The organism is Streptomyces sp. NPDC085937, assembly GCF_044540535.1.
Lineage (GTDB): Bacteria > Actinomycetota > Actinomycetes > Streptomycetales > Streptomycetaceae > Streptomyces.
Genome location: NZ_JBITSH010000002.1, coordinates 153,573 through 179,340 on the forward strand (window position 1 = coordinate 153,573; position 25,768 = coordinate 179,340).

Below are 25,768 nucleotides of genomic sequence, written 5' to 3' on the forward strand. Positions count from 1 at the left end.
GCGGGGCGCGAACGGCTCAGGGATGCGCGGGGCGAACGGCGGGGCGAACCTGCTCGCGCTGCGCAGCCACAACACCGCGCTCGTGCTCGACCTGCTGCGCACGGCGGGGGCGGAGGGCATCAGCCGGCTGGAGCTCGCCGAGCGCACCGGGCTCACCCCGCAGGCGGTCAGCAAGATAACCGCCCGGCTGCGGGAGGAGGGCCTCGCCGCGGAGGCCGGGCGCCGCGCGTCCACGGGCGGCAAGCCGCGCATGGTGCTGCGGCTGGTCCCGGAGGCCGGGCACGCGGTGGGCGTGCACCTGGACCGCGACGAACTGCGGGCCGTGCTGGCCGACCTCGACGGGACGGTGGTCGCGCGGCGGCGCGTGCCGCTGGACCTGGGGGCCGGGGCGGAGGCCGTGCTGGGGCGGGTCGCGTCGGTGGTGGAGGAGCTGGCGGCGGAGGTCGCGCGGAGCGGCGCGCTCCTGGGGGTCGGGGTCGCGTTGCCCGGGCCGCTCGATCATCGGCGGGGGGTGCTGCACCGGGTGACCGGGTTCCCGGAGTGGGACGGGTTTCCGCTGCGGGACGCGCTGTCCGAGCGGCTGGGGGGTGTGTCCGTCGTGGTCGACAAGGACACCAACGCGGTGGCGCTCGGGCTGGCGGTCGGGGGCGAGGGCGGCTCGTTCGCCTACCTGCACCTCGGTACGGGGCTGGGGGCCGGGCTGGTGATCGGCGGGAGCGTGCACCGGGGGCCGCGGACCGGGGCGGGGGAGTTCGGGCACCAGGTGGTGCAGCTGGACGGGCCGCCGTGCGGGTGCGGGGAGCGGGGGTGCGTGGAGGCGTTGTGCCTGGCGGCCGTGGCGCGGGGGGAGACGGCGGAGGCGGCGCGGGTGCTGGGGACCGGGGCGGCGAATCTGGTGGGGCTGCTGGACATCGACAGGGTGCTGTTGGGCGGGCGGACGGTGGAGGGGGCGCCGGACGTGTTCGTGTCCGGTGTGCGGGGGGTGCTGGAGGCGCGGGCTGCTCGGACGGGGGAGGAGAGTGTGGCCGTGCGGGGGGTGCCCGGAGAAGGGCTTGTCGCCGTGGGGGCGGCGGAGTTGGTGTTGGCGCCGGTGTTCGGGCAGGAGGGGTAGTTGCTGCACGGGCTTGTGTGGACGGGGGGTGTTCAGTCCCGGCGACTTGGTAGGTGCCCGGCGCGGGTGTGTGCCGGGGGGTGGTTGCGCGGCCCGGCGCGTGCGGGGTGCCGTCGCGCCCACCCTCCCCTACTCTCGGCTTCGCTCGAGCGGGAGGTGCCCCCATCGCCCCAGCGGCACGACTGCCCGCGACTTGCGCGGAGCGCTGCCGCCCCAGTGGCGCGGGTGCCTGCGGCTCGCCCAGGGCCCCGAATAGCGGTGGCACCGCCCGGGGGTTCGGGGGAGATTGGGGCGTTATGGGATTCGTGGTGCTGGGTGTGGTGGCGGGAGTTGTGGTGTGGGGGGTCGGGGGCGCCGGTGTGGAGCAGGTGGGGCTTCCCGGGTGTGCGGGCGCGGGGGACCGCGGCTTCCCGCTCACCGCACACATCCGAGGCGGACCCGAGGCGTACGACGCCGGGGGCGGGTTCGGGGGGTGGGAGCTGGAGCTGAGCAACACCACCGGGCGTACCTGCACCGGCGTGCACCCCGTCGTCGTGCTCGTCGACGAGGAGCGGAAGCTCAAGCCCTCCCAGCCCCGGCTGGAGTTCTACGACCCCGCCGGCCGGCCGCACCCCGTGCGGTTCGAGGCGACCGACGCGGACGAACTCGTCGGGGCCTTCGCCGACGACGCGGAGCGGTTCCCCGGCTTCACCGTCGGCCCCCGCGCCACCCTCACCGTCAAGGTGCGCCTCGCCGTCACCTCCGACGCCGTGCCGAACCACGTCACCGCCACCGCCGCCGTCGTCCAGCGCAGGGACGGCGACGGCGACTGGGTCGGGCAGTCCGACGACTACCGCTTCCGCATCGACGGCGCCCCCGGACCCGACGGCTTCTCCCTCGCCGAGGAACTGGCCGGGACCGGCACCGGCCCCCAGGTCCTCGCCCTCGCCGCCGGGGCCGTCCTCACCGGTGCCCTGGCGGTGCTGTTCGCCCGGCGGCGCCGCGGCTGAGCACCCCGCCCCCGGAGCGCCCGTTCCCTCATGATCCGGGTCTGTTTAGGCTGGGACGCACGGCAGGACCGCGTACGGCAGGAGATCCCGCACATGGCAGACCGCAAGCCCATCGAGTCCTGGCTCACCGACATGGACGGGGTGCTGATCCACGAGGGTGTGCCGATCCCCGGCGCCGACTCCTTCATCAAGAAGCTGCGCGAGTCCGGGCGGCCCTTCCTGGTGCTCACCAACAACTCGATCTACACCCCGCGCGACCTGCACGCCCGGCTGCGCCGGCTGGGCCTGGAGGTGCCGATCGAGAACATCTGGACGTCCGCCCTGGCCACCGCCAAGTTCCTCGACGACCAGCGGCCGGGCGGGTCGGCGTACGTCATCGGCGAGGCCGGGCTGACCACCGCGCTGCACGACATCGGTTACATCCTCACCGACCACGACCCCGACTACGTGGTCCTCGGCGAGACCCGGACGTACTCGTTCGAGGCGATGACCAAGGCCGTGCGGCTGATCAACGCCGGCGCCCGCTTCATCTGCACCAACCCCGACGAGACCGGCCCCTCCACCGAGGGCCCGCTCCCGGCGACCGGCGCGGTGGCCGCGCTCATCACCAAGGCGACCGGCAGGCAGCCGTACTTCGCGGGCAAGCCCAACCCGCTGATGATGCGCACCGGGCTGAACACCATCGGGGCGCACTCGGAGAGCAGCGCGATGATCGGTGACCGCATGGACACCGACGTGCTCGCGGGCATCGAGGCCGGCATGAAGACGTTCCTCGTGCTCACCGGGCTGACCCGGCCGGAGCAGGTGGAGAACTTCCCGTACCGGCCGTCGAAGGTCGTCGACTCCATCGCGGACATCGTCGACCTCGTCTGACCCCCGGCCTCCGCAGGGCGTCCGCGCCGCGACCCCGTACGCCCGCCTCCGCACCTCCCCGTTCACCCGCACGGCGCAGTGCGGGGCGTCAGGGGGTGCGGGGCCGCAGCGCGCGGGGGAACCTCCGAAGTGTCTGGAGGTTCACGATGGGTAAGCGGCGACTCGCTCTGTGCGCGAGTGTCCTGGCCGTCACCGCGCTCGGTCCGACGGCCTGGGCGGCGGACGGCGGGGGTCTCTCGGTGACCCCCGCGGCTCCCGCCCCCGGCAGTGACATCGCTCTCAGGGTGACCGGGTGCGACGCACGCGAGGCGGTCGCGCGGTCCCCCGCGCTGGTGTCCGAGGCCCGCCTCACCCGCACCGGCGACGGACTCGCCGGCGACAGCCGCGTACGGTCCACCCTCACCGCCGGGACGTACGCGGTGACGTACGCCTGCGACGGCACCGAACGCAAGGCGGCCCTCAAGGTCACCCCGCCCCCGGCTGCCGCCGGTGAACCGGCACTTCCGGCCGCCCAAGGCCCGCAGACCTCGCAGACCCGCGCCCCGCAGACCCGGACCCCGCAGACCCACCCTTCGCCCGTGGCCCCCGTGAACGCCGGGGGCGGCGGGACCGCGCGCGCCGTCGCCGCCGACCGCGAGCGGCACGGGCCCGGCACCGCGCAGACGGTGGTCGCGCTGGCGCTGGCCGGGACCGCCGCCCTCACCGTCCACCGCCGGGCCCGCCGGCAGGCCCGGCGCGGCAGGGGGACGGGTTGACCGGGACCATGCGCGGCGTGACGGACGGGGACGACGTGGAGACGACCGCGACGGGCCTGGGGCGCGTACGGCGGCGGCTGCCCGCCGGCGTGGTCTGGGTGGTGCTGCTGCTCGGGCTGTGGCTGTGGGGCCGCGGACTGACCGAGGTGCCCGCCGGGACGGCCGGACCGGCCACCGGCGACATGGCGGCGGCCGGACGCCCGCCGCTGTTCGACCTGCCCACCGTGCACCGGCCGCTGAAGGCCGCCGAGCCCCTCACCCTCGACATCCCCGGCCTTCAGCTGCGCGCCCCGGTCGTCGCCCGGGGCCTGGACGAGCGCGGCGCCCCGGAGCCGCCCCCGCCGGAGCGGGCGGGCGAGGTCGGCTGGTACGCGGACGGGGTGGCCCCGGGCGCGGTGGGCACCGCGCTGATGGTGGGGCACGTCGACACCGACACCCGGCCCGCCGTCTTCCACCGCCTGGACACGCTGGAGCCCGGGCAGGAGATCCGGGTGGCCCGCGCGGACGGCACGGTCGCCGAGTTCACCGTCGAGGACGTCCGCGTGCTCGACCGGGACGGCTTCGACGCGAGCCAGGCGTACGGTCCGCGCCACGAGGGGCGCGCCGAGCTGCGGCTGATCACCTGCGGCGGCACCTACGACCGCACGACCGGCGCCTACTCGGCGAACGTGGTCGTCTCGGCGTACCTCACCGACGCGTGAACGCCCAGGGGGACGCGCCCCACGCCTGAGCGCCCGCGGCGGCGCGGGCGCACGGCCCGGTCGACGACCCGCTCCCCGGGGGCCGCCGACCGGGCCGGTCCTCCACCGCGCGGAGCACGGGCCGCGGGAGTGACCCGGCGGGACGCGCGGGAGGCCGGACAAGGCGCACGGGAGCACCGGCCGGGGACACCGGCCGGCCGGTGCCCCCGACTCTAGAGGGAAAGCCCGGCCCGGCCCAGGGGTCGCTCCACGTCAAGTCCCGGACCGGTCGCTTTCCGTGATCGACGCAGGTGGCCGAGGATCCGCACGCCCCCGGCACCGCGGCGGCCCGCCCGGCCGGGGCCCGCTGTAACAGGCCGTGGACAAGGCGGACTCGGCCGTCCTGACGTCTGGGGACGTGTGCCAGGATTGGGGCCCGGAAGACGTGGAACGAGTGCACCCAAGGGGGGTTGGATGTACGGCAGCAGGGGGGTCGGGGCGTTCGCCGGAGGGCGGGCGTCGGCAGCGGTGCTGGGGGCGGCACTGCTGCTCGCGGGATGTTCCTCCGGGGGTGACGGCAAGGAGGGCGAGGCGGAGGCGCCGCGGGCCGTCACGCAGCAGCCCAAGGAGGCGGCTCCCTTCTGGGTCAACCCGGACGGTCTCGCGGCGCGCAAGGTGGCCGAACTGCGGCACGACGGCAGGAACGCGGAGGCCGAGCAGCTCCGCAAGATAGCCGAGCAGCCCGTGGCGGAGTGGATCAGCCCGGAGAAGCCCGAGGAGCAGACCCGCGAGCTCACCGAGAACGCCGACAAGGTCGGCCGGCGGGCGGTCCTGGTCCTCTACAACATCCCGCACCGCGACTGCGGCCAGTACTCGCAGGGCGGCGCCGAGGACGGCGACGCCTACCGGGAGTTCGTCGGCGCGGTGGCCAAGGGCATCGGGGACCGGCCGGCGACGGTGGTGCTCGAACCGGACGCGGTGCTGCACCTGGTGGACGGCTGCACCCCGGAGGAGTTCCACGAGGAGCGGTACGACCTCCTCAAGGGGGCCGTCGCCCAGCTCAAGGCCCTGAAGAACACCACGGTGTACCTGGACGCCGGCAACGCCGGCTGGGGCAACCCCGACCAGATCTTCGAGCCGCTGAAGCAGGCGGGCATCGAGCAGGCCGACGGTTTCGCGGTGAACGTGTCGAACTTCTACACCACCGAGGACTCCATCGCCTACGGCAAGGAGCTGTCCGCCAAGGTCGGCGGCAAGCCCTTCGTCGTCGACACCAGCCGCAACGGCAACGGCCCCTACACCGAGGGCGACGCGGACGAACGCTGGTGCAACCCGCCCGGCCGGGCGCTCGGCGAGACCCCGACGACCCGGACGGCCGACCCGCTCGTCGACGCCTACCTGTGGATCAAGCGCCCGGGGGAGTCGGACGGCGAGTGCAAGGGCGGGCCGAAGGCCGGCCAGTGGTGGGCCGACTACGCGCTGGCCCTGGCCCGCGGATCGGCCGGCTGACCGGCCGCCCGGCGGGAACGGGACGCGAGAGGGGCGCCGTGCGTGTCGCACGGCGCCCCTCGGCGCGTCCCCACCGGTGCGCTACGGCACCTGCACCCACTGGGCCTTGCTGGGCGTGCCGTCGCCGTCGGTGACGAACAGCATGTACCAGCCGGACTGGACCAGATTCCTGTTCTTCGGCATCGTCACCGTGACCTTGTCGCCGTCGGTGGTGAAGTCCAGGGCGATCGAGCGCTGGTCCACGTCCGTGACGTGGGTGGTGGCGCTCGGCCGGATCAGCCGGACCTTCTTGACCGACGCCGCGTCCCGCGAGGTGAACGTGCCGGACTCGCCCCGCTCGATCGTCTGCGGCCCGCCGGACAGGTCGGGCTGCTCCTGGTCGCCGTACAGGTACGGCGGGGTGTAGATCTCGATGCGCTGCTCGAACTCGCCCGGCTTGGTGTTGGCCCTGTCGGCGTACAGCGAGTCCGAGCCGAAGAACATCACCCGGCCGTCGGGCAGCAGGATCGACCCCGAGTGGTAGTTGCGGCCCACCAGCGGGTCGGCGACCCGCCTCAGCTCGTCGCGCCCGGTGTCGTAGATGCGCGCCTCCAAGATGTTGGAGTCGCCGCGGCCGCGGTAGTCCTCCGAGCCGCCGGAGATCAGCACCTCGTCGTTCGGCAGGATCGACGCCTGCGGGTAGCGGGTGCCCTTGTCCAGCGACGGCCCGTCGACGAACTCCGGGTCGTCGGCCTTCAGGTCGACGATCCGTGTCTTCTCACTGGACCGCGGGGACTCGCCGACCCCGCCGCCGCCGATCACCATGTACTTCTCGTCCTGGGCGGGCGGCAGCAGCACCGTGTTGGACGTCTCCATCAGCTTCGGGTCGCTGAGCCCGGGGATCTTCTTGAACTTGTTGGACTCCACGTCCCAGACGCCCGGGTCACGGCCCACGTCGTCCGGTCCGTAGCCCGCGTTCGAGCCCGAGTAGAAGACCTTGCCGTTCTGCATCAGGAACAGCGCCGGGTACGTCGGGAACTGGCGCTCCTCGTCGGTGTAGGTCCACTCCTTGGTCTTCGGGTCGTACACCTCGTTCTTGCCCGGGACCAGCTGGCCGATGTCGTCGAGACCGGAGACGCTGAGGATCTTGCCGTCGCTCAGGGTGGTGAGCGTCGGGTACCAGCGGGCCTCCTTCATCGGGTCGACCTTGATGTACTTCTCGGCGACCGGGTCGAACTCGAAGGCGTCCCTGATGCCCTGGAAGTCCTTCTTGTCCAGGGCGAGCTTCTCGGCGATGCCGTAGGTGTTGCGGGCGTCGGCGCCGGTGAGCCCGTGCACCCGGTAGTTGTCCTGCGTGCCGGTCTCGTACTTGGCGCCCTCCTTCTGCGCCTCGACGTAGATGCGGCCCACGCCTGGGGTGTTGCCCAGGAACTCGCCGGTCTGCGGGTCGAAGTTCTTCTCGGCGCGCGGCACGAGCACCGGGTCCTTCGAGACGAAGGTCTTGCCGTTCTCCTTGCCGGTGAACTTCGTGCCCGCCGGGAGGGTGATCGGCTTGTCCGGGTTCTCGTTCTGGACGAGCATCAGGCCGCCGGCCTTCTTCACGTCACCCTTGAGCTTCTCGTACCGCTTGGTGCCGCCCGCGATCAGCAGGTTGCCGTTGGCGAGCTGGGTGTGCCCGGTGCAGAACAGGTCCGACGGCGTGGGGATCTTCTTGACGGTGCCCTTGACCGGGTCCCAGATCCGGGTGTCGTACTTCTTCGCGTCGAAGTTGTCCTGGTCGTTGCCCGACCCCGCGACGAGCAGCACCTTGCCGGTGCGCAGCAGCGCCGCGTGGATGGTGTTCTGCCGGTACTCCTCGGGAAACTCGACGATCTCCCACTTGCCGTTCGCGGCCTTGTACTCCGGCTGATCGATCTTGTACTGGTGGTATTTCTCGGTCCCGAAGCGGTACAGCCACGGCCCGTTCATTCCGGCCAGCGCGAGTACCACCGCCGTGCCTATCGCGATCCGACGGGCGCGACGGCGGCCTGCACGGTCAGTCATTCCTTACGTCCCCCAAGTCCACCAAGGGCGATCTGCATGGTCTGGTCGTCGCCGGGGTTGTGGCCCCCGGGCCCTCCCGGCCCTTCGGGGCCCCCGGATCCGCCCGGAGCGCCGTGCGAGCCGGCCCAGTGGGGCCGGGACTGCGGCTGGTGCGGGGCGTGCTGCTGCGGCAGCCGCACGCCGTCGGCCGGGGTCGCGTCCTCGCGGTGCTGACCCGCCGCGTGGGCGCCGGGCTTCTTGCGGTCCTGCCGCATGCCGTGGCGCCAGGCGAACATCGGGGCCGCGGTGATGAGCAGGGCGAAGGTGGCCCAGATGACCATCGCCGGGTGGGAGTGCCCGAGGACGAAGCCCGCGGCGATGGAGCCACCGAAGATCAGGATGAAGTACCAGTGGTAGCGGAAGGTGCCGAACCAGGTGTCCGGGCTGGCCGAGTCGCCCTTCGGGGTGACCACGAACTTGCTCTTGCGGCGCAGCACCGAGTCGATCAGCGCCTTCGCGTACAGCGGCGCCGACAGCGCGGACATCACCATGCCGGCCACGCCGCCGGAGCCCTCCGGCTCGTGCGGGGAGACGTTGTGGCGGCGGTTCCAGACGTACAGGCCGATCTGCAGCGCGGAGGCGTTGCCGTAGAGCATCAGCCAGACGGCGGGGTCGATGTTCACACCGGAGGCGCCCAGGCCCAGGAACAGCGCGCAGCTCAGCGCCGCGAGGATCCAGTTCAGGGCGGACATCGGATAGAAGATGATCATCATGGTGTAGTTGAAGAGCTTGCTCGGCGGGAGCGAGTACCAGCCCTTCCAGTACTGCTTGAGGATCGTCTCGTAGGTGCCGCGCGACCAGCGCATCTGCTGGGTGAAGAAGTCCGTCCAGGCGTTGGGGCCCTCACCGACCGCCAGCACGTCCGGGGTGTAGACCGAGCGCCACTTGCGGCCGGTCTCCGGGTTCTTGGCGCGGTGCATCTCGAAGCCGGTCGCCATGTCCTCGGTGATCGAGTCGTACAGGCCGCCGATCTGCTTCAGCGCCTTGATGCGCACGGCGTTGGAGGTGCCCACGAACATCGGGGAGCCGTAGCGGTTGCCGGCCCGCTGGATGAGCGCGTGGAAGAGGAACTGCTGGGACTCGGCGGCCTTGGTGACGAAGTTGTCGTAGTTGCCGTAGACCTGCGGGCCGATGACGAAGCCGACGTCCGGGTCGCGGAAGAAGCCGAGCATCCGCTCCAGGTAGTTCGGCAGCGGCACGTGGTCGGTGTCGACCGAGGCGAAGAAGTCGTAGTGGTCGCCGTGCGCGTCGAGCCAGGCGTTGTAGTTGCCGTGCTTGGTCTTGGCCCGGTGCGGGCCCTTCGCCTGGTTCCACCTCGCGACGCCCTTGCGGGAGAAGTGGTGCACGCCGAGGCGCTCGCAGACCGCCTTCACCTCGGGGTCGTCGCCCTCGTCGAGCAGCCAGACGTGCATCAGACCGCGGTGGCGGATCCGCACGGCCGCCTCCAGGGTCTTCGTCACCATCTCCAGCGGCTCCTTGCCGGGCACGAAGGAGGTGAGGAAGGCCACCCGGGTGCCGGTCTCGGGCACCACCGGGACCGGGTCGCGGGCGACCAGGGTCGCGTGCGCGTTCGACAGCACGTTCAGGCAGCGGAAGAGCTCGATCAGGCCGATCGAGACGAGCATCACGACGTCGAGGGCGGGCAGCCACTCGAACGCCGGGTAGTCGCGCTCCGTCCAGTGCGAGGGCTGGAGCAGCCACACCAGCAGCACCAGGGACAGCACGGGGGCCGCCAGCAGCATCAGCGCGATGCGGATGCGGTGCGGCTCCTGCGAGATCAGTGAGCGGTACTGGACCCGGTACGGTCTGCTCGGATCGGGCTGGGTGAGGGGACCCGCGAGCCGGCTGTAGTGCTCGTAGTCGTATCTCGGCAGCGCCTTCTTGATCCTGCGGAACGTGCCCGTGTTCCAGTTCCGATGGCCGGGCACCCTGAGCTGGGTGGTCTGGGACGGGTCGTCGTCCCGGTGGGCGCCCGTCGGCGTCGACGTCATGAGTCATCCCCCCACACGCGTCACGAGCGCGTGTTTCGTCGCTTTCCTGCGTCCGTCGTCGGTCCCCCTCGACCTCCGGACGTGCCAGTGGCGGACCGCTGTCACCACGTCACGCACACCTTATAGACACGTCCTCGTGTCCTTCCGGTTGCATGATCCCCCTCGGTCACCGGGACCGGGAACGGGGTCCCTCACCCCGTCCGGACCGGCAGCCGGTTCTCGCCGTCCCCCAACGGCCGCGGTGCGGCGGTCTTTTGAAGGGTCCAGGTTCCCGGTTCGTTCATCATGATCGCAAGATGCGAAACACGGTGCACACCGGCCATAAGGGACCATTGTGACGGCTGAGCGCGCCTCGTGATGTCACAGTTCCCTACGGGGAACGAGAGCGTCACGCTCAACGGAGGCGAGAGAGTTTCCGGCCAAAAAACGACGGGCCCCTCGTGGGACGAGGAGCCCGTCGTGTCGGTGCGCCGCCAGGGACTCGAACCCCGGACCCGCTGATTAAGAGTCAGCTGCTCTAACCAACTGAGCTAGCGGCGCCTGCTGACGGCAGAACTCTACAGGACTCCGGAGGGTGCTCGTGACCGCGCCGGCCCGGCCGCCCGGTCCGGACGGTCCGGGCGAGGAAGGCTTTACATCATTCGGACCGTCAAAGTGCGCGCCGGGAAGACCGTTGCGACACTGACCGTCGTGCACAGCTGCGGAGAAACGTTCCGGGAATGTGAGGGGAATCGCATGGAGTCTCCGGTGTTCGAGGAATTCGATCCGGCCGGAGACTGCGCGTGCCCCGGCTGCGCGCAGGAACGGCGGGCGCGGCCGCTTCCCCTCGCCGGGCGGTGGCTGCGGCGTTCCGCGGCGCGCCGCACCGCGCTGGTCGTGGCCGCCGTGACGTCCGCCGCGCTGGGCGCGCACCCGGTCCCCGCGGCCGCCGTCCAGGACACCCGGCTCTCCGCCGGGCAGGGCGTCCCCGCAGATGAGGGACCCGCCGGCGGGCAGGGCGCGCCGGCCCCGCTGTACGGGCCGGAGGGACGCACGGGCACGGCGGTGCCGCCGGCGGGTCCCGTGACGGTCCCCGCGATCAGCCGTACGGACATCGTCAAGCGGGCCGCCTCCTGGGTCAGCCAGAAGGTGCCGTACAGCGTGTCCGCGTTCTGGTCGGACGGCTACCGGCAGGACTGCTCGGGATACGTGTCCATGGCGTGGAAACTGCCCGGCAACGAATGGACGGGCAGCCTCGCCCAATACGGCGACAAAATCACCAAGGCGGAACTCCAGCCGGGTGACATCCTGCTCTTCCACAATGCGTCCGACCCGTACAACGGTTCGCATGTCGTCATTTTCGGCGGCTGGACGGACTCCACCCGCACCCAATACGTGGCCTATGAACAGACCCCGCCGCACACCCGCCGGATGACCACTCCGTACGCCTACTGGAGCAACTCCGCGCGCTATGTGCCGTACCGCTACAAAGGCGTGACCGACGGGGCGGCGGGGGCGGTTCCGGAGAGCGCCGCACCCGCCCGGCCGCCACGTACTCCCGAGTCCGGGGTGGCGGATTCCGGTCCCGCCGTCGACGGCTCGGACACCACCGCGAGCGGCACCCCGGCCGTCCCCGGAAGCGCCGGGGCGGTCGTCGCCGTGCCGGGCGCTCCGACGGGGGCGGACGCCGGGGCCGGGGCGGGCGGTGGGACGCCGGGGCGGCGGGGCGCCGCCGCGGCCCCGCAGCCGGGGGCGCCGGCCGCTCGGGCGGCGGCCGACGGGAACCGGACGGCACTAAGTGGAGGTTCCGCTTCTGCCGTGGCGGACCCGGAGCGGGCACCCTCCTCGCACGGGGTGCCGGGCTACCCGGGCCGGGCGCCGTTCCGCCCGGGGGAGGAGAACGCCCACGTCACCCGGCTGGGCCGGCAGTTGGTGGAGAGGGGGTTCGGCCGGCACTACACCACGGGGCCCGGCCCGCGCTGGGGCGAGGAGGACCGCCGCAACGTGGCGGACTTCCAGCGGGCGCAGGGCTGGCGCGGCAAGGCCGCGAACGGCGTCCCGGGCCCGGAGACCTGGCGGCGGCTCTTCGCCTGACCCACCCCGGGCGCCGGGCAGCCGCCCCGCCCGTGACCCCCGACGTGACGCATCTGGCGCGGAGGCTGGAGGCACGCATGACCACCACGACATCCCCCGTCCCCGAGCAGGTCCCCGAGTCCGAGGGGCCCGCGGACGGTGCCACGGCGGTCCGTCCGGCCCGGCTGATCCACACGGAGTCCACCACCGAGATCCCCGTCCACCTGCTGTTCCGTGACGATCCCGGCCCGGCCCCCGCGGCGGTGAAGCTGCGCCCCGCGGTCGTCGCCCGCCGTCCCGACGGCGGCCCGGACGGCCGGCCCGCGGGGGCGCGGACCCGCCCGGCCGGCCCCGGCGTGGACCCCGCGCTCGTGGAGCGGCCCGCCCGGGTGCTGCCGGGGATCGCGGGCGTGCTCGCGGGGGTGTGCGGGACGGCGGGCTGCGCGGCCACGGCCTGGTGGGCGGGGGTGCTGCCGCCGCTCGCGGTGCAGGCGCTCGGCCCGCCCGCCGGGGCCGGGGCGCTCGGGCCGGCCCAGTGGGCGTCGTTCGCCGGGGCCGGGGCGCTCGGGCTGTTCGGCTTCGGCGGGCTGGCCCGCGGGCGGACCGGACGGGCCTGGGTGCTGGGGCTGTTCGGGCGTTACCGGGGAACCGTGCGGCGCACCGGACTGCTGTGGGTCAACCCGCTGCTGCTGCGCCGCCGGGTCGACGTACGGCTGCGCCACTGGCGCGGGGAGCCCATGCCGGCGGCCGACCACAGCGGGGTGGCGCTGCGGGTGGCGATGCTGGTGGTGTGGCGGGTGCGCGACACCGCGCGGGCGACCCTGGGCCTGGAGGACCACGAGGGGTACCTGCGGGCGTGCGTGGAGGCGGCGCTGCTGCGGGTGCCGGTGGCAGCGCCGGGCGCCGGGCGGGGCGCGGTGCAGGCGACCCAGGACGCGCTGACCCGGCTGGTCGCGGCGGACGCCGGGCCGGTCGGGGTGGAGGTGTTCGCCGTGCGGCCGCTGCGGGTGGAGTACGCGCCCGAGGTGGCCGCCGCGATGCACCGGCGCAGGATCGCCGCGCTGGACGCCCAGCACCGGGCGAGCGTGCTGAGTTCCGTCGTGGACTCGGTGGAGGACACCGTGACCCGGCTGACCATGCGCGGCCTGGTGGACCTGGACGACTACGAACGCAAGGTGCTGGTGAAGGACCTGACGGTGGCGTTCTGCGCGGGGCGGGGCGAGAACGGGGCGTGAACGGCCGGGGGACAGGCCCTGCGATTGGTATGGACATGTTCAAGCCGCGTCTCTACTCTGAGACTTGGTCTAGACCTACCTGCACGGCTCACTGAACCTCCCCCACACCCCAGGAGCGGCAGCATGCGCACACGGACCAAGATGTACGCAGCCGCCGTGGGACTGGCCACGACCGGAGCGCTCGTGTTCTCCTCCGGCGGGGCCAGCGGCCACGGCTACACCGACCTGCCGGTCAGCCGGCAGAAGCTCTGCCAGAACGGCTCGGTCTCCAACTGCGGCGCCATCCAGTGGGAGCCGCAGAGCGTCGAGGGCCCGAAGGGCTTCCCGGCGGCGGGCCCCGCCGACGGCAGGCTCTGCTCGGCGGGCAACACGTCCTTCGCCCCGCTCGACAGCCCCCGCACCCCGTCGGGCGGAGCCTGGCCCACCACCCGGGTCACCGGCGGCCAGAACTACACCTTCCGGTGGCAGTTCACGGCCATGCACGCCACGACCGACTTCAAGTACTACGTCACCAAGCCGGGCTGGAACGAGAACCACAACCTGACCCGGTCCGACCTCAACCTCACGCCGTTCCTGACCGTGCCCTACAACGGTCAGCGCCCGCCGCAGACGCTCTCGCACAGCGGCCGGCTGCCCTCCGGGCTGAGCGGCCACCACGTGATCCTCGCGGTGTGGACGGTCCACGACACGGGCAACGCCTTCTACGCCTGCTCGGACGTCACCTTCTAGACCGGGACAGATGGCCCGCGCGGCCCCGGACGCGTCAAAGGGCCTCTCGCTCCCACGAGAGGCCCTTCTCGGTGCGCCGCCAGGGACTCGAACCCCGGACCCGCTGATTAAGAGTCAGCTGCTCTAACCAACTGAGCTAGCGGCGCATGACTCCCGCCGTCCGCTTCCGCGGTCGGCGACGGAGAAAATCATACCCGGTCCTGAGAGGTGCTCCCGACCACCTCGGCCGACGGCTGGGGTGGTCCGAACGGAAGGCCTCAGATCGCCAGAGACAGCAGGACGGGGGCGGCGTTGCGGTTGAGGGTGTCGGCGGCCCGGCGCAGCCGGTAAGCGTGCTCCAGCGGCAGGGACAGCGCCAGGCAGCCCACCGAGGAACCGGCGGTGATCGGGACGGCGGCGCAGACCGTGCCGACCGCGTACTCCTGGAGGTCGAGCACCGGGACCGTCGGCGGCTGCGAGGCCAGCCGGTTCAGCAGCAGGCGGTCGCTGGTGATGGTGCGCGAGGTGAGCCGGGCCGGCCGGTGCCGGGCCAGGTGGTCGCGCCGGCCCTCGTGGTCGAGCTGGGTGAGCAGGCTTTTGCCGACCGCCGTCGCGTGCGCCGAGTAGCGGAAGTCCACCCACTCGTTCACCTTCGGGGTGTCCGGGCTGTCGGCGTACTGGGTGACCTTGACCTCGCCGTCGACGTACCGGCTGAGGTAGACGGCGGCGCCCACGGAGTCGCGGAGCCGGTCCAGGGTGTGCTGGAGGGTCTCGCGCAACGCCTCCTGGTGCCCGTCGGCGGAGCCGAGGCGGGCGAAGGCCGCTCCGGTGACGTACGCGCCGTCGGTGATCTGCTCGACGTAGGCCTCGCGGCGCAGCATCCGCAGGAGGGTGGTCAGCCGCTCCGTGCCGATGCCGGTCTCGCGGGCGAGTTCGCTGTCGTTGATTCCTGTGCTGCGCCGCGCCACCGTCTCCAGGACGCGCAGCGCGTCCTGGACCGAGTGGTACGACGCGGTCGGCTCGTGCCTCAGCGCCACGGTTTCCCCCTGCGCTCGCTCGTCGGCCCGACGGAACCGTCCCGTCCGCCGGGCGGACGGAGGGCGGTGTCCAGGGGCCTGGGGCCGCAATCCGGTCAACGAATCCCCTCCACGATAGCCGTCAAAGGGCCTGACCAAAGCGGGGGTTGACAAGATTGCGGCCCTTTCAACTGCGGCGCCGACCCTCTGGCATATGCCAGAGGAATGACCCATGTCGTGGACCTCGGGTGATGCGGCGGGCACGCCAGGTGACTACAGGACCGCGCTCAGGAATTCCCGCGTCCGGTCGTGCTCGGGCTCGTTGAAGATCTTCTCCGGCGACCCCGCCTCGATGACCCGGCCCGAGTCGAACATCAGCACCTGGTCCGAGATGTCCCGCGCGAAGTTCATCTCGTGGGTCACGCAGAGCATGGTGATGTCGGTCGAGCGGGCGATGTCCCGCAGCACGTCCAGCACGCCGGCCACCAGCTCCGGGTCCAGGGCCGAGGTGACCTCGTCCAGCAGCAGCACCTGCGGACGCATCGCCAGCGCACGGGCGATCGCCACGCGCTGCTGCTGGCCGCCGGACAGCTGGCCCGGGTGCTTGTCGAGGTGGTCGGTCAGCCCGACCATCTCCAGCAGCTCCCGCGCCCGCTCCTCGGCCGCGTCCTTGGACATGCCGAGCACGGTGACCGGGGCCTCGGTGATGTTCCGCAGCACGGTCATGTTCGGGAACAGGTTGAACTGCTGGAAGACCATGCCGATCTTCTTGCGGACCTCGCGGACCTGCTTCTCCGGCGCGGGGAACAGCTGCTGCCCGTCGACGGTGATGACACCCTCGTCCGGCTTCAGCAGGGTCATCAGCAGCCGCAGGATCGTGGTCTTGCCGGACCCCGACGGACCGATCAGCGTCACGTGCTTCCCGGCGTCCACCGAGAAGTCCAGGTTGTCCAGGACCGTGTGGTCCCCGAACCGCTTGGTGACCCGCTCCAGCCGGATCAGCTCACCGGTCGCGCGCGGGGTCTCGGGCTTCTCTTCGAACGGGGCGTGGGTGTCAGTGGACAAGGCGTCGCTCCAGGGCTCGCAGGGCAAGGGAGGCCAGGTAGGAGATGACGATGAAGGCCACGCCGATCACCGTCAGGGGCTCGGTGAACTGGAAGTTCTGCTGGGCGAACAGCCGCGCCTGGCCGAGCATCTCCAGCACGGTGATGGCCATCAGCAGAGGGGTGTCCTTCAGCATCGAGATGACGTAGTTGCCGAGCGCGGGCACCACCCGGCGCACGGCCTGCGGCAGGATCACCACGGTCCACGTCCGGCGCAGCGGCAGGTTCAGCGCCGTCGCCGCCTCCCACTGGCCCACCGGCACGGCCTCGATACCGGCGCGGTAGACCTGCATCGTGTACGTCGAGTAGTGCAGCCCGATGGCGAAGACACCCGTGGTCATCGCCGAGAAGGTGATCCCCCACTCGGGCAGCACGTAGAAGAGGAAGAACAGCTGCACCAGCAGCGGGGTGTTGCGGATGAACTCCGTGACGCCGCCGACCGGCCAGGTCACCCAGCGCGTCGGCGTCCGCATCAGCAGCGCCCACACCAGGCCGAGCACGAAGGAGATCAGCGAGCCGAACACCAGGATCTGCAGGGTGACCCACAGACCGTCCCAGAAGTACGGCATGAAGTCGGCGACCGCGCCCCAGTCCCACGTCACGAGACACCACTTCCCTCGGGCACGCGCACGGCGGCGGCCTTCTTCTTCGGCGCCTTGCCGACGCCCGCCTTCAGCTTCTTCTCCAGCCCGCGCATGGACCGGGTGAGCAGGAAGGCGATCACGAAGTAGATGAGCAGGATGTACGTGTAGATCTCCGCGCTCTCCTGCAGCGCCAGGCGGACCAGGTTGGCGCTGAACGCCAGGTCGCCCATGCCCATGACCGACACCAGGGCGGTGCCCTTGAGCAGCTCGATCAGCAGGTTGGAGAACGGCGGGACCATCTCCGGCACCGCCTGCGGCAGCAGGATGAGCTTCATCCGCTGCCAGGGTGTGAAGCTGAGGGCGATGCCGCCCTCACGCTGGGCCGGGTCGACCGCGGCGAGCGCGCCGCGCACGATCTCCGATCCGTACGCCCCGTAGGTCAGGCCGAGCGCCAGGGTGCCCGCCCACAGCGGCACGAGCTGCCAGCCGAAGGCCGGGGGCAGCACGAAGAACACCCAGAAGATCATCACCAGCGCCGAGGTGCCTCGGAACACCTCGGCGTAGAAGCCCGCGAGGAAGCGGACGATCCACAGCCGGTGGGTGCGGGCGATGCCGACCACGAACGACACCGCGGTGGCGAGCAGCGCGCTGAGCACGAGCAGCTGGATCGTGACCCAGACGCCGTCGAGTACGCGTTCCCAGAGTCCTGAGGTCATCCGCCGCACAGCTCCTTCGCGGTCAGATCGGTCATCTCGTCCTCGGTGAACCCGAACGGCCGCAGGATCCGCAGCAGTTCGCCGCTCTCCTTGAGCTTCGCCAGCTCGGCGTTGAACGCGTCGCGCAGCTTGGTCTCGGTGGGCCGGAAGGCGAACGCGCCGCCGTCGACGTGCGGTTCGCCGTCGACGATGGGCTTGAAGGCCTCGGTGACCTCCGCCTTGCTGGACTTCTTGACCACCTCGCGGGTGGTGAGGGCGGTTCCGGCGAAGACGTCGACACGTCCGGCCTCGACGGCGTTCAGGCCGGCGACCTGATCGGGGACGATCAGGATGTCGCTCTCCTTGTACCCGGCCTCCACGGCGTACGCGATCTCCGCGTAGCCGGTGCCGGTGGCGAACTTCGCCTTCTTCTCGACCACGTCCTGGTAGTTGCGCAGCCCCAGCGGGTTGCCCTTGCGGACGATGAACGAGTCGAGCATCTGGTAGTCGGGGTCGGAGAAGATGACCTGCTCACAGCGCTCGGCGTTGACGTACATCCCTGCGGCCACGACGTCGAACTGCTGCGAGTTCAGCCCGGGTATCAGGGAGCCGAACTCGGTGGGCACGGGCTGCACCCGCTCCACCCCCAGCCTCTTGAAGATGACCTTGGCCAGCTCCGGTGCCTCGCCGGTCAGTTCACCGTCCGTGTCGATGTACCCGAAGGGGATCTCACCCGCGATGCCCAGCCGGACCACGCCCGCCGCCTTGAGCCGGTCGAGCAGGTCGCCGCCGTCGGTCGTCGAGGCGGTCGGTACCCGTGAGCAGCCCGCGGCACCCAGTGCGCCGAGCGCCGCGACCCCCGCGAGCAGCGACCGACGCGAGGGTCCGGAGGTCCCTTGTATTCGTCTCAGTGGTTGAAGTGGTGGAGCCATGGCGGCGCGGCTACCCGAAGCGATGCGAGTTATTCCGGCCAATTTCGGCCCCGTTCGGCGGTCGGGCGGTCTTGACCGGCGCGGGACCATGGGGTGCATGGCCGACCGATTCCTCGAGATCTCCCTGGTCAAGCGCGAGGTGACCGGTGTCGCGCGGCTGCTCGACGACCGTGCGCCGATCACCTGCGAAGCCGTCTGGAAATCTCTCCCGCTGTCCGGCGACGTCTACCACGCCAAATACGCGCGCAACGAGGTCTACGCCCTCTTCCCGCCCTTCGCGGACCGGGAGGTACCCCTGGAAAACCCCACCGTCACGCCCATTCCGGGCGACCTGTGTTATTTCACCTTCTCCGGCGCCGAGTTGGGCACCACCTCCTACGGCTACGACCGCGAGGTCCGCCCCGGCAGCACCGTGGTGGACCTCGCCCTGTTCTACGAACGGAACAACCTGCTGCTCAACGGCGACGTCGGCTGGGTGCCCGGCATCGTCTGGGGGCAGATGGTGGAGGGTCTGGACGCCCTCGCCGACGCCTGCAACGACCTGTGGCGCACCGGTGCCGCCGGGGAGACGCTCAGTTTCCGGCGGCTGTGACGCCCGCCTCGTACAGCGTGTGCGCCGCCCGCAGGACCAGCGCGTCCCGGTGCCGGGCGGCGACCAGCTGAAGCCCCACGGGCAGCCCGCCCACCAGACCGACCGGCACCGTCGCGGCGGGCTGCTGCGTCATGTTGAAGGGGTAGGTGAACGGCGTCCACCCGGTCCAGCGCCGGTGCCCCGACCCCGGCGGCACCTCCGCGCCCGCCTCGAACGCGGTGATCGGCAGCGTCGGGGTGACCAGCAGGTCGTAGGTGTCGTGGAAGCGGCCCATCCGCCGGCCCAGGTCCATGCGCACGTCCACCGCGGCCAGATAGTCCAGCGCCGACAGCCGGGCACCGGCCCGGCAGATCTCCCGCAGCCCCGGATCGAGCCGCTCCCGCTGTTCCCGGCCCAGGTGCTGGGTGACCCGGGCCGCGCCGGCGAACCACAGGGTGTGGAAGGCCTCCACCGGATCGGCCAGGTCGGGGTCGGTCTCCTCGACGTACGCGCCGAGCTCCGCCAGCCGCTCCACCGCCCGCCGCACCACCGCCGCGACCTCGCGGTCCACCCGCACCTGCCCGCCCAGCGTCGGCGAGTACGCCACCCGCAGCCCCCGCACCCCGCCGGCCAGCCCGTCCGTGAAGGACCCGGGCGCCGGGGCGAGACCGGACCAGTCACGGGAGTCCGGCGCGGCGATCGCGTCCATCAGCAGCGCCGCGTCCGCCGCGTCCCGGGTCATCGGACCGACGTGCGCCAGCGTGCCGAACGCGCTCGCCGGATACAGCGGCACCCTCCCGTACGTCGGCTTCAGCGCGAAGATCCCGCAGAACGCGGCCGGGATGCGGACACTGCCCCCGCCGTCCGTGCCCAGCGCCAGCGGCCCCGCGCCGAGGGCCACGGCCGCCGCCGCGCCCCCGCTGGACCCGCCCGCCGTCCGGGCCGGGTCGCGGGGGTTGCGGGTGACCCCGCCGAGCGGGGAGTCCGTCACGCCCTTCCAGCCGAACTCGGGCGTCGTGGTCTTCCCCAGGAACACCGCGCCCCGCTCCCGCAGCCGCGCCACCGACGGCGCGTCCTCGTCCCAGCGCCCGGCCGGGTCGATCGTCCGCGAGCCCTTCAGGGTCGGGGCGCCGCGCAGCAGCAGGAGGTCCTTCACCGTGACCGGCACCCCGTCCAGCGGCCCCCGCTGCTCGCCCCGCCGCCACCGCTCCTCGGAGGCGGCGGCCCGCTCCAGGGCGTCGTCGGTGAGCAGCCGCACGAACGCGTTCACCTCGGGCTGGATCTCCTCGGCCCGGCGCAGCGTGGCGCGGGTCACCTCCACGGGACCGAACTCGCCCTTGCGGTAGCCGTCGAGAAGCTGCGTCGCGGTCAGATCGGTGAGCTCGGACATCCGGCCTCCTCGGAGACGTCAGTGACCCGGTACATACCCCCGCTGCTTGTCGACCACGTTCACCAGTGGCCTCCCCGACGTCCACAGCTCGAACAACTCCACGAACTGTGCCCCGAGTTCGTCCCTCCAGCCGACGGTGTCCCCGCTCATGTGCGGGGAGACGACCACCCCCGGCAGCTCCCACAGCGGACTGTCCGGCGCGAGCGGCTCGGCCGCGAACACGTCCAGCGCCGCGCCCGCGATCCACCGCTCGCGCACCGCCCTGACCAGCGCCTCCTCCACCACCAGTTCGCCCCGGCCGACGTTGACGAAGTACGCGGACGGCTGCATCACGCCGAACCGGCGGGCGTCGAACATGCCCCGCGTCCCCTCGGTCAGCGGAGCCGCGGCGACGACCCAGTCCGCGCGCGTCAGCAGCCGGTCCAGGTCCTCGGGGCCGTGCGTCCCGGGCCGTGCCGTACGCCCCACCAGTGCCGTGGTGATCCCGAGCGCCCGCAGCGTGCCCGCCACCGCCCGGCCGATCGGCCCGGACCCCACCACGCACGCCCGCGTCCCGGCCACCCGGCGCGTCTCCCGGTGCCGCCAGGTCCGCTCCCGCTGCAGCGCCAGCGTCCTGGGCAGGTCCTTGGCGAAGGCGAGGACGAGGCCGGCGACGTACTCGGCGATCGGCCCGTCGAAGACCCCGCGGGCGTTGGTGACCACGGTGTCGGACGCGGCGAGTTCGGGGCAGAGCAGGTGGTCCACCCCGGCGCTCGCGGTGTGCACCCAGCGCGGCCGGGGACCCTCGCCCGGCCAGGCCCGGCGCACCGCGTGCGAGGTGAAGTCCCACACCAGCAGCACGTCCGCGTGCGGCAGCCGCTCGGCGAGCGTCGACCCGTCGGCGTGCTCGATCCGCGCCCGGCCGGTGAGCCTGCCGAGCCGGGGGAGCGGTTCGGCGTCCAGCACGAGCAGGGTGGGGGTCGTCATGGGCCTCGTCTCCAGGTTCCTCGGGTGCCTCCCGGCGGCCTTCCGGCGGGCGGTGACGACGACTCAACAGGGTGCTGACCGGAGGGTGACCCGGGCGGATTGACCGCACCGGCACCCGAACCTACCGTCGTCGGCACGGGTTCTTCCGCGTTCCTTCGTGTGCTCGTCTCCCAGTGTGAGGCCGGTGCCTGTCATGGACGTCTCCCCTCTCGGCGGCCCGAGCCCGCAGCGCGGGGTCGGGGTGGTGGCACCCTTCGACTTCGCGCTGGACCGGGAGCTGTGGCGCTGGATCCCGGACGGCGTCTCCCTGCACCTGACCCGTACCCCGTACGTGCCGGTCGAGGTGAGCCTCGATCTCGCCCGGCTGGTCAGCGAGCACGAGACGCTGGGCGAGGCGGTGCGCACCCTCACCGCCGTCGGCCCCGAGGTCGTCGCCTACGCCTGCACCTCGGGCAGCTTCGTCGGCGGGATCGTCGGCGAGCGGGCCATGTGCGAGGCGATGAGCCGGGCCGGCGCGGTCCCCGCGATCACCACCTCCGGCGCGCTGCTCGAAGCGCTGGTGGAGCTGGACGTGCGCCGGGTCGCCCTGGTCACCCCGTACACCGTGTCGGTCACCCGGGCGCTGGAGCACTACGTGGCGCGGGCGGGCGTCACCGTCACCGGCTGCGCCTACATGGGGCTGACCCGGCACATCTGGAAGGTCACCTACCGCGAGGTGGTGGACATGGCACGGCAGGCGGTCCACGGCCGGACCGGCGCCTGTCACGCGCTGTTCCTCTCCTGCACCAACCTGCCGACCTACGACGTGATCCCGCAGCTGGAGGCGGAACTGCGCATACCGGTCATCTCGGCCAACCAGGTGACCATGTGGGCGGCGCTGCGCCGATTGGGTACCCGAGCGGTGGGACCGTATCAGGCGCTGATCGACGCGTCGGCGCGCTCCGGGACCGTGCCGCCGGGCCGGGCGCCGACCGTGCTGCCCGGACAGACACCGGGTCCGGTGCTGCCGGACGCGCCAGGAGAGAAGCAGCAGGAAGGCTGGACATGACCGCACTGGGATTCCTCTACCCCGGCCACTCCGCGGAGGACGACTATCCGCGCGTCGAGCAGTTGCTGGGCAGCGACGTCCGTCTGGACCTGGTGCACACCGACATCGGCGAGGACGCGCACCGGGTGGACGCGCTGCGCGAGATGGGCTCGCCCGAACGGCTGGCGGCCGGACTCCAGGAGCTGCGGCTGTCCGGCGCCGAGGCCGTGGTGTGGGCCTGCACCAGCGGCAGCTTCGTGCACGGCTGGCAGGGCGCCCACGAGCAGGTGCGCGACCTCGCCCGGGCCGCCGGCATGCCCGCCTCCTCCACCTCCTTCGGCTTCGTGCACGCGCTGCGGGAGATCGAGGCCCGGCGGGTCGCCGTCGGCGCGACCTACCCGGACGACGTCGCCCAGCTCTTCGCCGCGTTCCTGCGGGACGGGGGAGCGGAGGTCACCGGGGTGCGCAGCTCCGGGATCGTCACGGCGGCCGAGGTCGGCACCTGGGGTGAGCCGGAGCTGTTCGCGCTGGCCCGCGCGGCCGACTCCCCGGACGCGGACGCGGTGCTGCTGCCGGACACCGCGCTGCACACCGTCGCCCACATCCCGGCCCTGGAGAAGGAGCTGGGCAAGCCCGTCCTCACCGCCAACCAGGTCACCGTCTGGGAGGGCCTGCGCCTGGCCGACCGCCGGGTGAACGCCCCGGAACTGGGCGCCCTCTTCACCCGCGAACCGGTCGTCCAGGTGTGAGCCCGGGCCCGACCGGTTCCGTTCGGACGCCGGGAGCCGTCCGTACGGACGTCCGGAGCCGTTCCGTACGGACGTGAGGAACGCCACCTTCACGGCGTACGTCGTCCCGCGCGCCCGCGGCGCGTTCCCGCCGCCGTCTTTGTGCGCCCCGCGAGCTGGGTAGTCACCGGTCGGCGCGCCCGCGGACGCGGGGGTGGCCGGCCGCACCGGACCGGACGCCCTCTTGCGGGGGCGCGGGACAATGGACGGTGGCCCTCCGGCACCCCGGGGGCCACCGAGACGTACGAAGGAGAAGTCATGGCGGAGTACGCGCCGCGCCCGGACCAGCCGCGGCTGCGCCCCGCGCCCCTGCTGTTCGAGCCCGCGCAGGCGGCCTCGGACCCCGAGCACTTCTTCGACCTGGAGTCGATCGAGGATCCGCGCGCCCTGCTGGAGCGGGCCACGGAGCTGACGCTCGCGTTCCGTGCCGCCGCGGACCGGGCGACGGAGTTCCAGGCGATGGCGGCGGCCCAGCTCGCCGACCCCCGGCGCTTCGACCGGCTGACGACGGCGGACATCGCCGAGCGCGCCGAGTGGACCGAGGACTACGCGAAGAAGATGGTCGAGTTCGGCCGCGACCTGATGCGCGGCGGAGAGGGCCCGGGGCACGTCGACCCCGTGTGAGCCCGCCGCCCCGCGGTCCTTCCCCTGCCTGGGCCGAACGGGCGGGGCATATGCCGGGTGGCAGGGTACGCGCTCGGCCTCCCTCTCGTCAGGAGTTCCGGCAACTCTGCGGAACCGCGCTCTCACGGCGCGTAGAAATATCTGTATGAGCAGCACACCGAATGTCTTCGACGTCAGCGGTGTCACCCCGGACGGCGCCGCCTGGCTCGCCTCGGCGGGCACCGCCCGGTGCGGCACGCGGACGCTCTGGGGGGAGCGGCAGGACGCCCCGGTGGTCCTGCCCTGCGGCGTGGTCTTCGACGTGGTGAGCGTGCCCGGGATCTTCGGGCGCCGGATGCTGGACCGCCTGTGGGAGGAGGGGCCGGGCTCGGGTCCCGTGGCGGAGTACCGGGGACGGATGCTGCTGTTCGCCGCGGTCGGCACCGCCCAGCGGCTGCCCGCCCTGCTGACCTGGGAGGAGTGGGGCGCGCACGGCTCCCGTACGGACGGTGTGCCGCCCCTGCTGTGTCACGGCGCCGGCGACGAGGTGACGGTCCCCGCCCCGGCTGCACCCGCCCGCGCCGACGCGGCGCCCCTCGCCCGCTGGCTGGTCGCCCCCGACACCCGTCGCCCCTGGCTGCCGGGCCCGGAGGTGCTGCTCTGGGCGGCGGTGCGGGCGGCCCGGGCGGCCGTGCGGATATCGATTTTTCCTCCCGCCGATCGTGGTGCTAATGTCTACGACGTCAGCAGGCGCCGCTAGCTCAGTTGGTTAGAGCAGCTGACTCTTAATCAGCGGGTCCGGGGTTCGAGTCCCTGGCGGCGCACGACACGAAGAAGGCCCCTCGCGCAAGCGGGGGGCTTTCTTCGTCGCGGTTCAGGACGCCTGGGCCGTCCGGTCGCCGGTGGTGATCTTCACCGTCCAGGCGCCCGAGGCGGTACGGCCCTCGACCTCCACCCGGACGGACTCACCGGGGACCGTGAAGCTCTCGCCGAGGGCGACCGGGGCGTCCGCCAGTGGGGGATAGACGGAGTCCTCCCAGCAGGCCTCGGTGTGCGGGTGGGCGTCGATCACCTCGATGGGCCCGCGCCCCGAGCGGGTGCCGGCGCTCACCCGGTAGACCAGCACCCCCGGCCGGCAGGCCGCCCGGTCGTTGCCGACCGGTCCGCGCACCTCGAACGCCAGCGCCGTGTCCGTCCCCGTACGCACCACCGCCAGCTTGGTGCCGCGTCCCAGTCCGAAGGACGGCGCCCCCGCCGCCCCCGTCACCGGTGTCGTCGGGCCCGCCCCCAGCGGCTCCAGCGTGAGCCGCACCGGACCGCCCTCCTGTACGCACCGCACCTGCCGGGGCTCCAGCCAGCCCAGCTTCCACTTGTGCCAGCCGAAGAGATCCGGCGCCAGCGCGAACTGGCTGCCCATCAGGTCCCAGTCCCCGACGTGGGTGTCCCAGTCGCCCTTGCCGTCCACCGGCCGGTGGTACAGGTCGGGCAGGTCGAAGACGTGCCCGGTCTCGTGCGCCAGCACCAGCCGGTCCGGCGGACTGTTCTCGAACACGGTGACGACCCGTCGGATGTCCGTGCCGTCGGCCCGCATCGGCCGGTCCAGATTGACCACCTTCGTGGCGTCGGAGTCCACGCCCGGCGCGTCCGGATCGGCGACGAAGTACACGATGTCGTAGCGCGAGTAGTCGACGTGCGGATCGGACGCGGCGAGCGCGTCCCGCAGATAGGCCGCCCGGTGCGCCACGGTCCAGTCGCGCTGTATGGCGTACGCCGTCGACGGACGCGGCATGCGGATCCACCGGTTCACCGGGTGCGACCGCAGGCTGAACTTGCCGTAGGAGGCCTGCTCGAAGAAGCGGCCGGTCGCCGGGAAGTGGTCGGCGGCCAGGTCCCGCGGCGTGGTCAGCGGATGCGAGTCGGGGAACGACAGGAACACCATCACCGCGTCGAGCTGCCGCGTCGGACGCGGGTAGGAGGCGTTCCAGGTGTCCAGGCCCTCCGAGTGGTGGGCGTCGGTGCGGGTCAGCACACAGGGCTCCGCCGAGAAGGGCCCGGGGCCGGACACCACGGTCACCAGGGACGTCGCCGCCAGTGCCGACATGGTGGTGCACATCGCCGCCGTGGTGCGC

At 72.4% G+C, this 25,768-nt stretch carries 24 protein-coding genes and 3 tRNA genes; 15 read left to right on the plus strand and 12 right to left on the minus strand.

Features of this window, described 5'->3' with window-relative positions; all coding sequences use genetic code 11:
• The first annotated feature begins 22 nt into the window (after window positions 1-22).
• The 6 genes from ACIF8S_RS04210 to ACIF8S_RS04235 all read left to right on the plus strand — a co-directional run bounded on the left by ACIF8S_RS04210 (window position 23) and on the right by ACIF8S_RS04235 (window position 5,917).
• Window positions 23-1,111 (plus strand): ROK family protein, encoded by a 1,089-nt coding sequence (locus ACIF8S_RS04210; protein ID WP_399997791.1) that lies wholly within the window; start codon window positions 23-25, stop codon window positions 1,109-1,111.
• Window positions 1,112-1,407: 296 nt separating this feature from the next.
• Complete coding sequence (locus ACIF8S_RS04215) at window positions 1,408-2,100, plus strand: LPXTG cell wall anchor domain-containing protein (protein WP_399997206.1); 693 nt, start codon at window positions 1,408-1,410, stop codon at window positions 2,098-2,100.
• A 93-nt stretch (window positions 2,101-2,193) separates the two neighbouring features.
• Window positions 2,194-2,973 carry an HAD-IIA family hydrolase gene (locus ACIF8S_RS04220; RefSeq protein WP_024885439.1) on the plus strand — a complete coding sequence of 260 codons (780 nt, stop codon included), beginning with the start codon at window positions 2,194-2,196 and terminating at the stop codon, window positions 2,971-2,973.
• A 146-nt stretch (window positions 2,974-3,119) separates the two neighbouring features.
• The gene (locus ACIF8S_RS04225) at window positions 3,120-3,728 is read left to right on the plus strand and encodes a hypothetical protein (protein WP_399997208.1); all 609 of its coding nucleotides are present in this window, start codon (window positions 3,120-3,122) and stop codon (window positions 3,726-3,728) included.
• A 17-nt stretch (window positions 3,729-3,745) separates the two neighbouring features.
• Complete coding sequence (locus ACIF8S_RS04230) at window positions 3,746-4,429, plus strand: class F sortase (protein ID WP_399997209.1); 684 nt, start codon at window positions 3,746-3,748, stop codon at window positions 4,427-4,429.
• Window positions 4,430-4,882: 453 nt separating this feature from the next.
• Window positions 4,883-5,917: a glycoside hydrolase family 6 protein gene (locus ACIF8S_RS04235; protein ID WP_399997211.1), complete on the plus strand. Its 1,035-nt coding sequence runs from the start codon at window positions 4,883-4,885 to the stop codon at window positions 5,915-5,917.
• A gap of 81 nt (window positions 5,918-5,998) precedes the next feature.
• Here the strand turns inward: ACIF8S_RS04235 and ACIF8S_RS04240 are convergent, their stop codons facing one another.
• The 3 genes from ACIF8S_RS04240 to ACIF8S_RS04250 all read right to left on the minus strand — a co-directional run bounded on the left by ACIF8S_RS04240 (window position 5,999) and on the right by ACIF8S_RS04250 (window position 10,509).
• The gene (locus ACIF8S_RS04240; RefSeq protein ID WP_399997212.1) at window positions 5,999-7,939 is read right to left on the minus strand and encodes a galactose oxidase-like domain-containing protein; all 1,941 of its coding nucleotides are present in this window, start codon (window positions 7,937-7,939) and stop codon (window positions 5,999-6,001) included.
• Window positions 7,936-9,969, minus strand: a complete 2,034-nt coding sequence (locus ACIF8S_RS04245) for a glycosyltransferase family 2 protein (RefSeq protein ID WP_399997214.1) — start codon at window positions 9,967-9,969, stop codon at window positions 7,936-7,938. The genes ACIF8S_RS04240 and ACIF8S_RS04245 overlap by 4 nt, the downstream gene beginning before the upstream one ends.
• 466 nt (window positions 9,970-10,435) lie before the next feature.
• Window positions 10,436-10,509, minus strand: a tRNA-Lys gene (locus ACIF8S_RS04250).
• A 195-nt stretch (window positions 10,510-10,704) separates the two neighbouring features.
• On the opposite strand from ACIF8S_RS04250, the gene ACIF8S_RS04255 reads away from it, so the two are divergent.
• From ACIF8S_RS04255 to ACIF8S_RS04265, 3 genes are all read left to right on the plus strand, one after another.
• Window positions 10,705-12,042, plus strand: coding sequence for a peptidoglycan-binding protein (locus ACIF8S_RS04255; protein WP_399997215.1), 1,338 nt, complete (start codon window positions 10,705-10,707; stop codon window positions 12,040-12,042).
• A gap of 77 nt (window positions 12,043-12,119) precedes the next feature.
• Window positions 12,120-13,256, plus strand: a complete 1,137-nt coding sequence (locus ACIF8S_RS04260; RefSeq protein WP_399997216.1) for an SPFH domain-containing protein — start codon at window positions 12,120-12,122, stop codon at window positions 13,254-13,256.
• Window positions 13,257-13,379: 123 nt separating this feature from the next.
• A complete protein-coding gene (locus tag ACIF8S_RS04265; RefSeq protein WP_399997217.1) occupies window positions 13,380-13,985 on the plus strand; it encodes a lytic polysaccharide monooxygenase in 606 nt (201 codons plus the stop codon).
• Window positions 13,986-14,057: 72 nt separating this feature from the next.
• Here ACIF8S_RS04265 and ACIF8S_RS04270 read toward each other — a convergent pair.
• From ACIF8S_RS04270 to ehuB, 6 genes are all read right to left on the minus strand, one after another.
• Window positions 14,058-14,131, minus strand: a tRNA-Lys gene (locus tag ACIF8S_RS04270).
• A gap of 111 nt (window positions 14,132-14,242) precedes the next feature.
• Entirely contained in the window at window positions 14,243-15,001 is a 759-nt protein-coding gene (locus ACIF8S_RS04275) for an IclR family transcriptional regulator (protein WP_399997218.1), read from the minus strand.
• Between the two features lie 252 nt (window positions 15,002-15,253).
• Window positions 15,254-16,045 (minus strand): ectoine/hydroxyectoine ABC transporter ATP-binding protein EhuA, encoded by a 792-nt coding sequence (gene ehuA / locus ACIF8S_RS04280; RefSeq protein ID WP_399997219.1) that lies wholly within the window; start codon window positions 16,043-16,045, stop codon window positions 15,254-15,256.
• Window positions 16,035-16,685, minus strand: coding sequence for an ectoine/hydroxyectoine ABC transporter permease subunit EhuD (ehuD, locus tag ACIF8S_RS04285; protein ID WP_349792568.1), 651 nt, complete (start codon window positions 16,683-16,685; stop codon window positions 16,035-16,037). The genes ehuA and ehuD overlap by 11 nt, the downstream gene beginning before the upstream one ends.
• The gene (gene ehuC, locus ACIF8S_RS04290; RefSeq protein WP_399997220.1) at window positions 16,682-17,383 is read right to left on the minus strand and encodes an ectoine/hydroxyectoine ABC transporter permease subunit EhuC; all 702 of its coding nucleotides are present in this window, start codon (window positions 17,381-17,383) and stop codon (window positions 16,682-16,684) included. Before ehuC ends, ehuD begins: the two co-directional genes overlap by 4 nt.
• Window positions 17,380-18,294, minus strand: coding sequence for an ectoine/hydroxyectoine ABC transporter substrate-binding protein EhuB (ehuB, locus tag ACIF8S_RS04295; protein WP_399997222.1), 915 nt, complete (start codon window positions 18,292-18,294; stop codon window positions 17,380-17,382). Before ehuB ends, ehuC begins: the two co-directional genes overlap by 4 nt.
• Before the next feature lie 97 nt (window positions 18,295-18,391).
• Between ehuB and ACIF8S_RS04300 the strand changes: the two genes are divergently transcribed.
• Window positions 18,392-18,886 (plus strand): DUF3830 family protein, encoded by a 495-nt coding sequence (locus ACIF8S_RS04300; protein ID WP_399997223.1) that lies wholly within the window; start codon window positions 18,392-18,394, stop codon window positions 18,884-18,886.
• Here ACIF8S_RS04300 and ACIF8S_RS04305 read toward each other — a convergent pair.
• Both ACIF8S_RS04305 and ACIF8S_RS04310 read right to left on the minus strand, forming a co-directional pair.
• Window positions 18,867-20,255 (minus strand): amidase, encoded by a 1,389-nt coding sequence (locus tag ACIF8S_RS04305; protein ID WP_399997225.1) that lies wholly within the window; start codon window positions 20,253-20,255, stop codon window positions 18,867-18,869. The two genes, ACIF8S_RS04300 and ACIF8S_RS04305, sit on opposite strands and share 20 nt — an antisense overlap.
• 18 nt (window positions 20,256-20,273) lie before the next feature.
• Window positions 20,274-21,221, minus strand: coding sequence for a D-2-hydroxyacid dehydrogenase (locus tag ACIF8S_RS04310; protein ID WP_399997226.1), 948 nt, complete (start codon window positions 21,219-21,221; stop codon window positions 20,274-20,276).
• Window positions 21,222-21,414: 193 nt separating this feature from the next.
• Here ACIF8S_RS04310 and ACIF8S_RS04315 point away from each other — a divergent pair, with 193 nt between their 5' ends.
• The 5 genes from ACIF8S_RS04315 (at window position 21,415) to ACIF8S_RS04335 (ending at window position 24,463) form a co-directional block, all read left to right on the plus strand.
• Complete coding sequence (locus ACIF8S_RS04315) at window positions 21,415-22,269, plus strand: decarboxylase (protein WP_399997228.1); 855 nt, start codon at window positions 21,415-21,417, stop codon at window positions 22,267-22,269.
• Window positions 22,266-22,997: a decarboxylase gene (locus ACIF8S_RS04320; RefSeq protein WP_399997229.1), complete on the plus strand. Its 732-nt coding sequence runs from the start codon at window positions 22,266-22,268 to the stop codon at window positions 22,995-22,997. Before ACIF8S_RS04315 ends, ACIF8S_RS04320 begins: the two co-directional genes overlap by 4 nt.
• Window positions 22,998-23,294: 297 nt before the next feature.
• Window positions 23,295-23,660, plus strand: coding sequence for a hypothetical protein (locus tag ACIF8S_RS04325; protein ID WP_349792579.1), 366 nt, complete (start codon window positions 23,295-23,297; stop codon window positions 23,658-23,660).
• Between the two features lie 145 nt (window positions 23,661-23,805).
• Window positions 23,806-24,399 (plus strand): hypothetical protein, encoded by a 594-nt coding sequence (locus tag ACIF8S_RS04330; protein ID WP_024885459.1) that lies wholly within the window; start codon window positions 23,806-23,808, stop codon window positions 24,397-24,399.
• Window positions 24,390-24,463 (plus strand) — tRNA-Lys (locus ACIF8S_RS04335). Before ACIF8S_RS04330 ends, ACIF8S_RS04335 begins: the two co-directional genes overlap by 10 nt.
• 50 nt (window positions 24,464-24,513) lie before the next feature.
• Here ACIF8S_RS04335 and ACIF8S_RS04340 read toward each other — a convergent pair.
• Entirely contained in the window at window positions 24,514-25,752 is a 1,239-nt protein-coding gene (locus ACIF8S_RS04340; RefSeq protein WP_399997792.1) for a M6 family metalloprotease domain-containing protein, read from the minus strand.
• Window positions 25,753-25,768 lie beyond the last annotated feature (16 nt).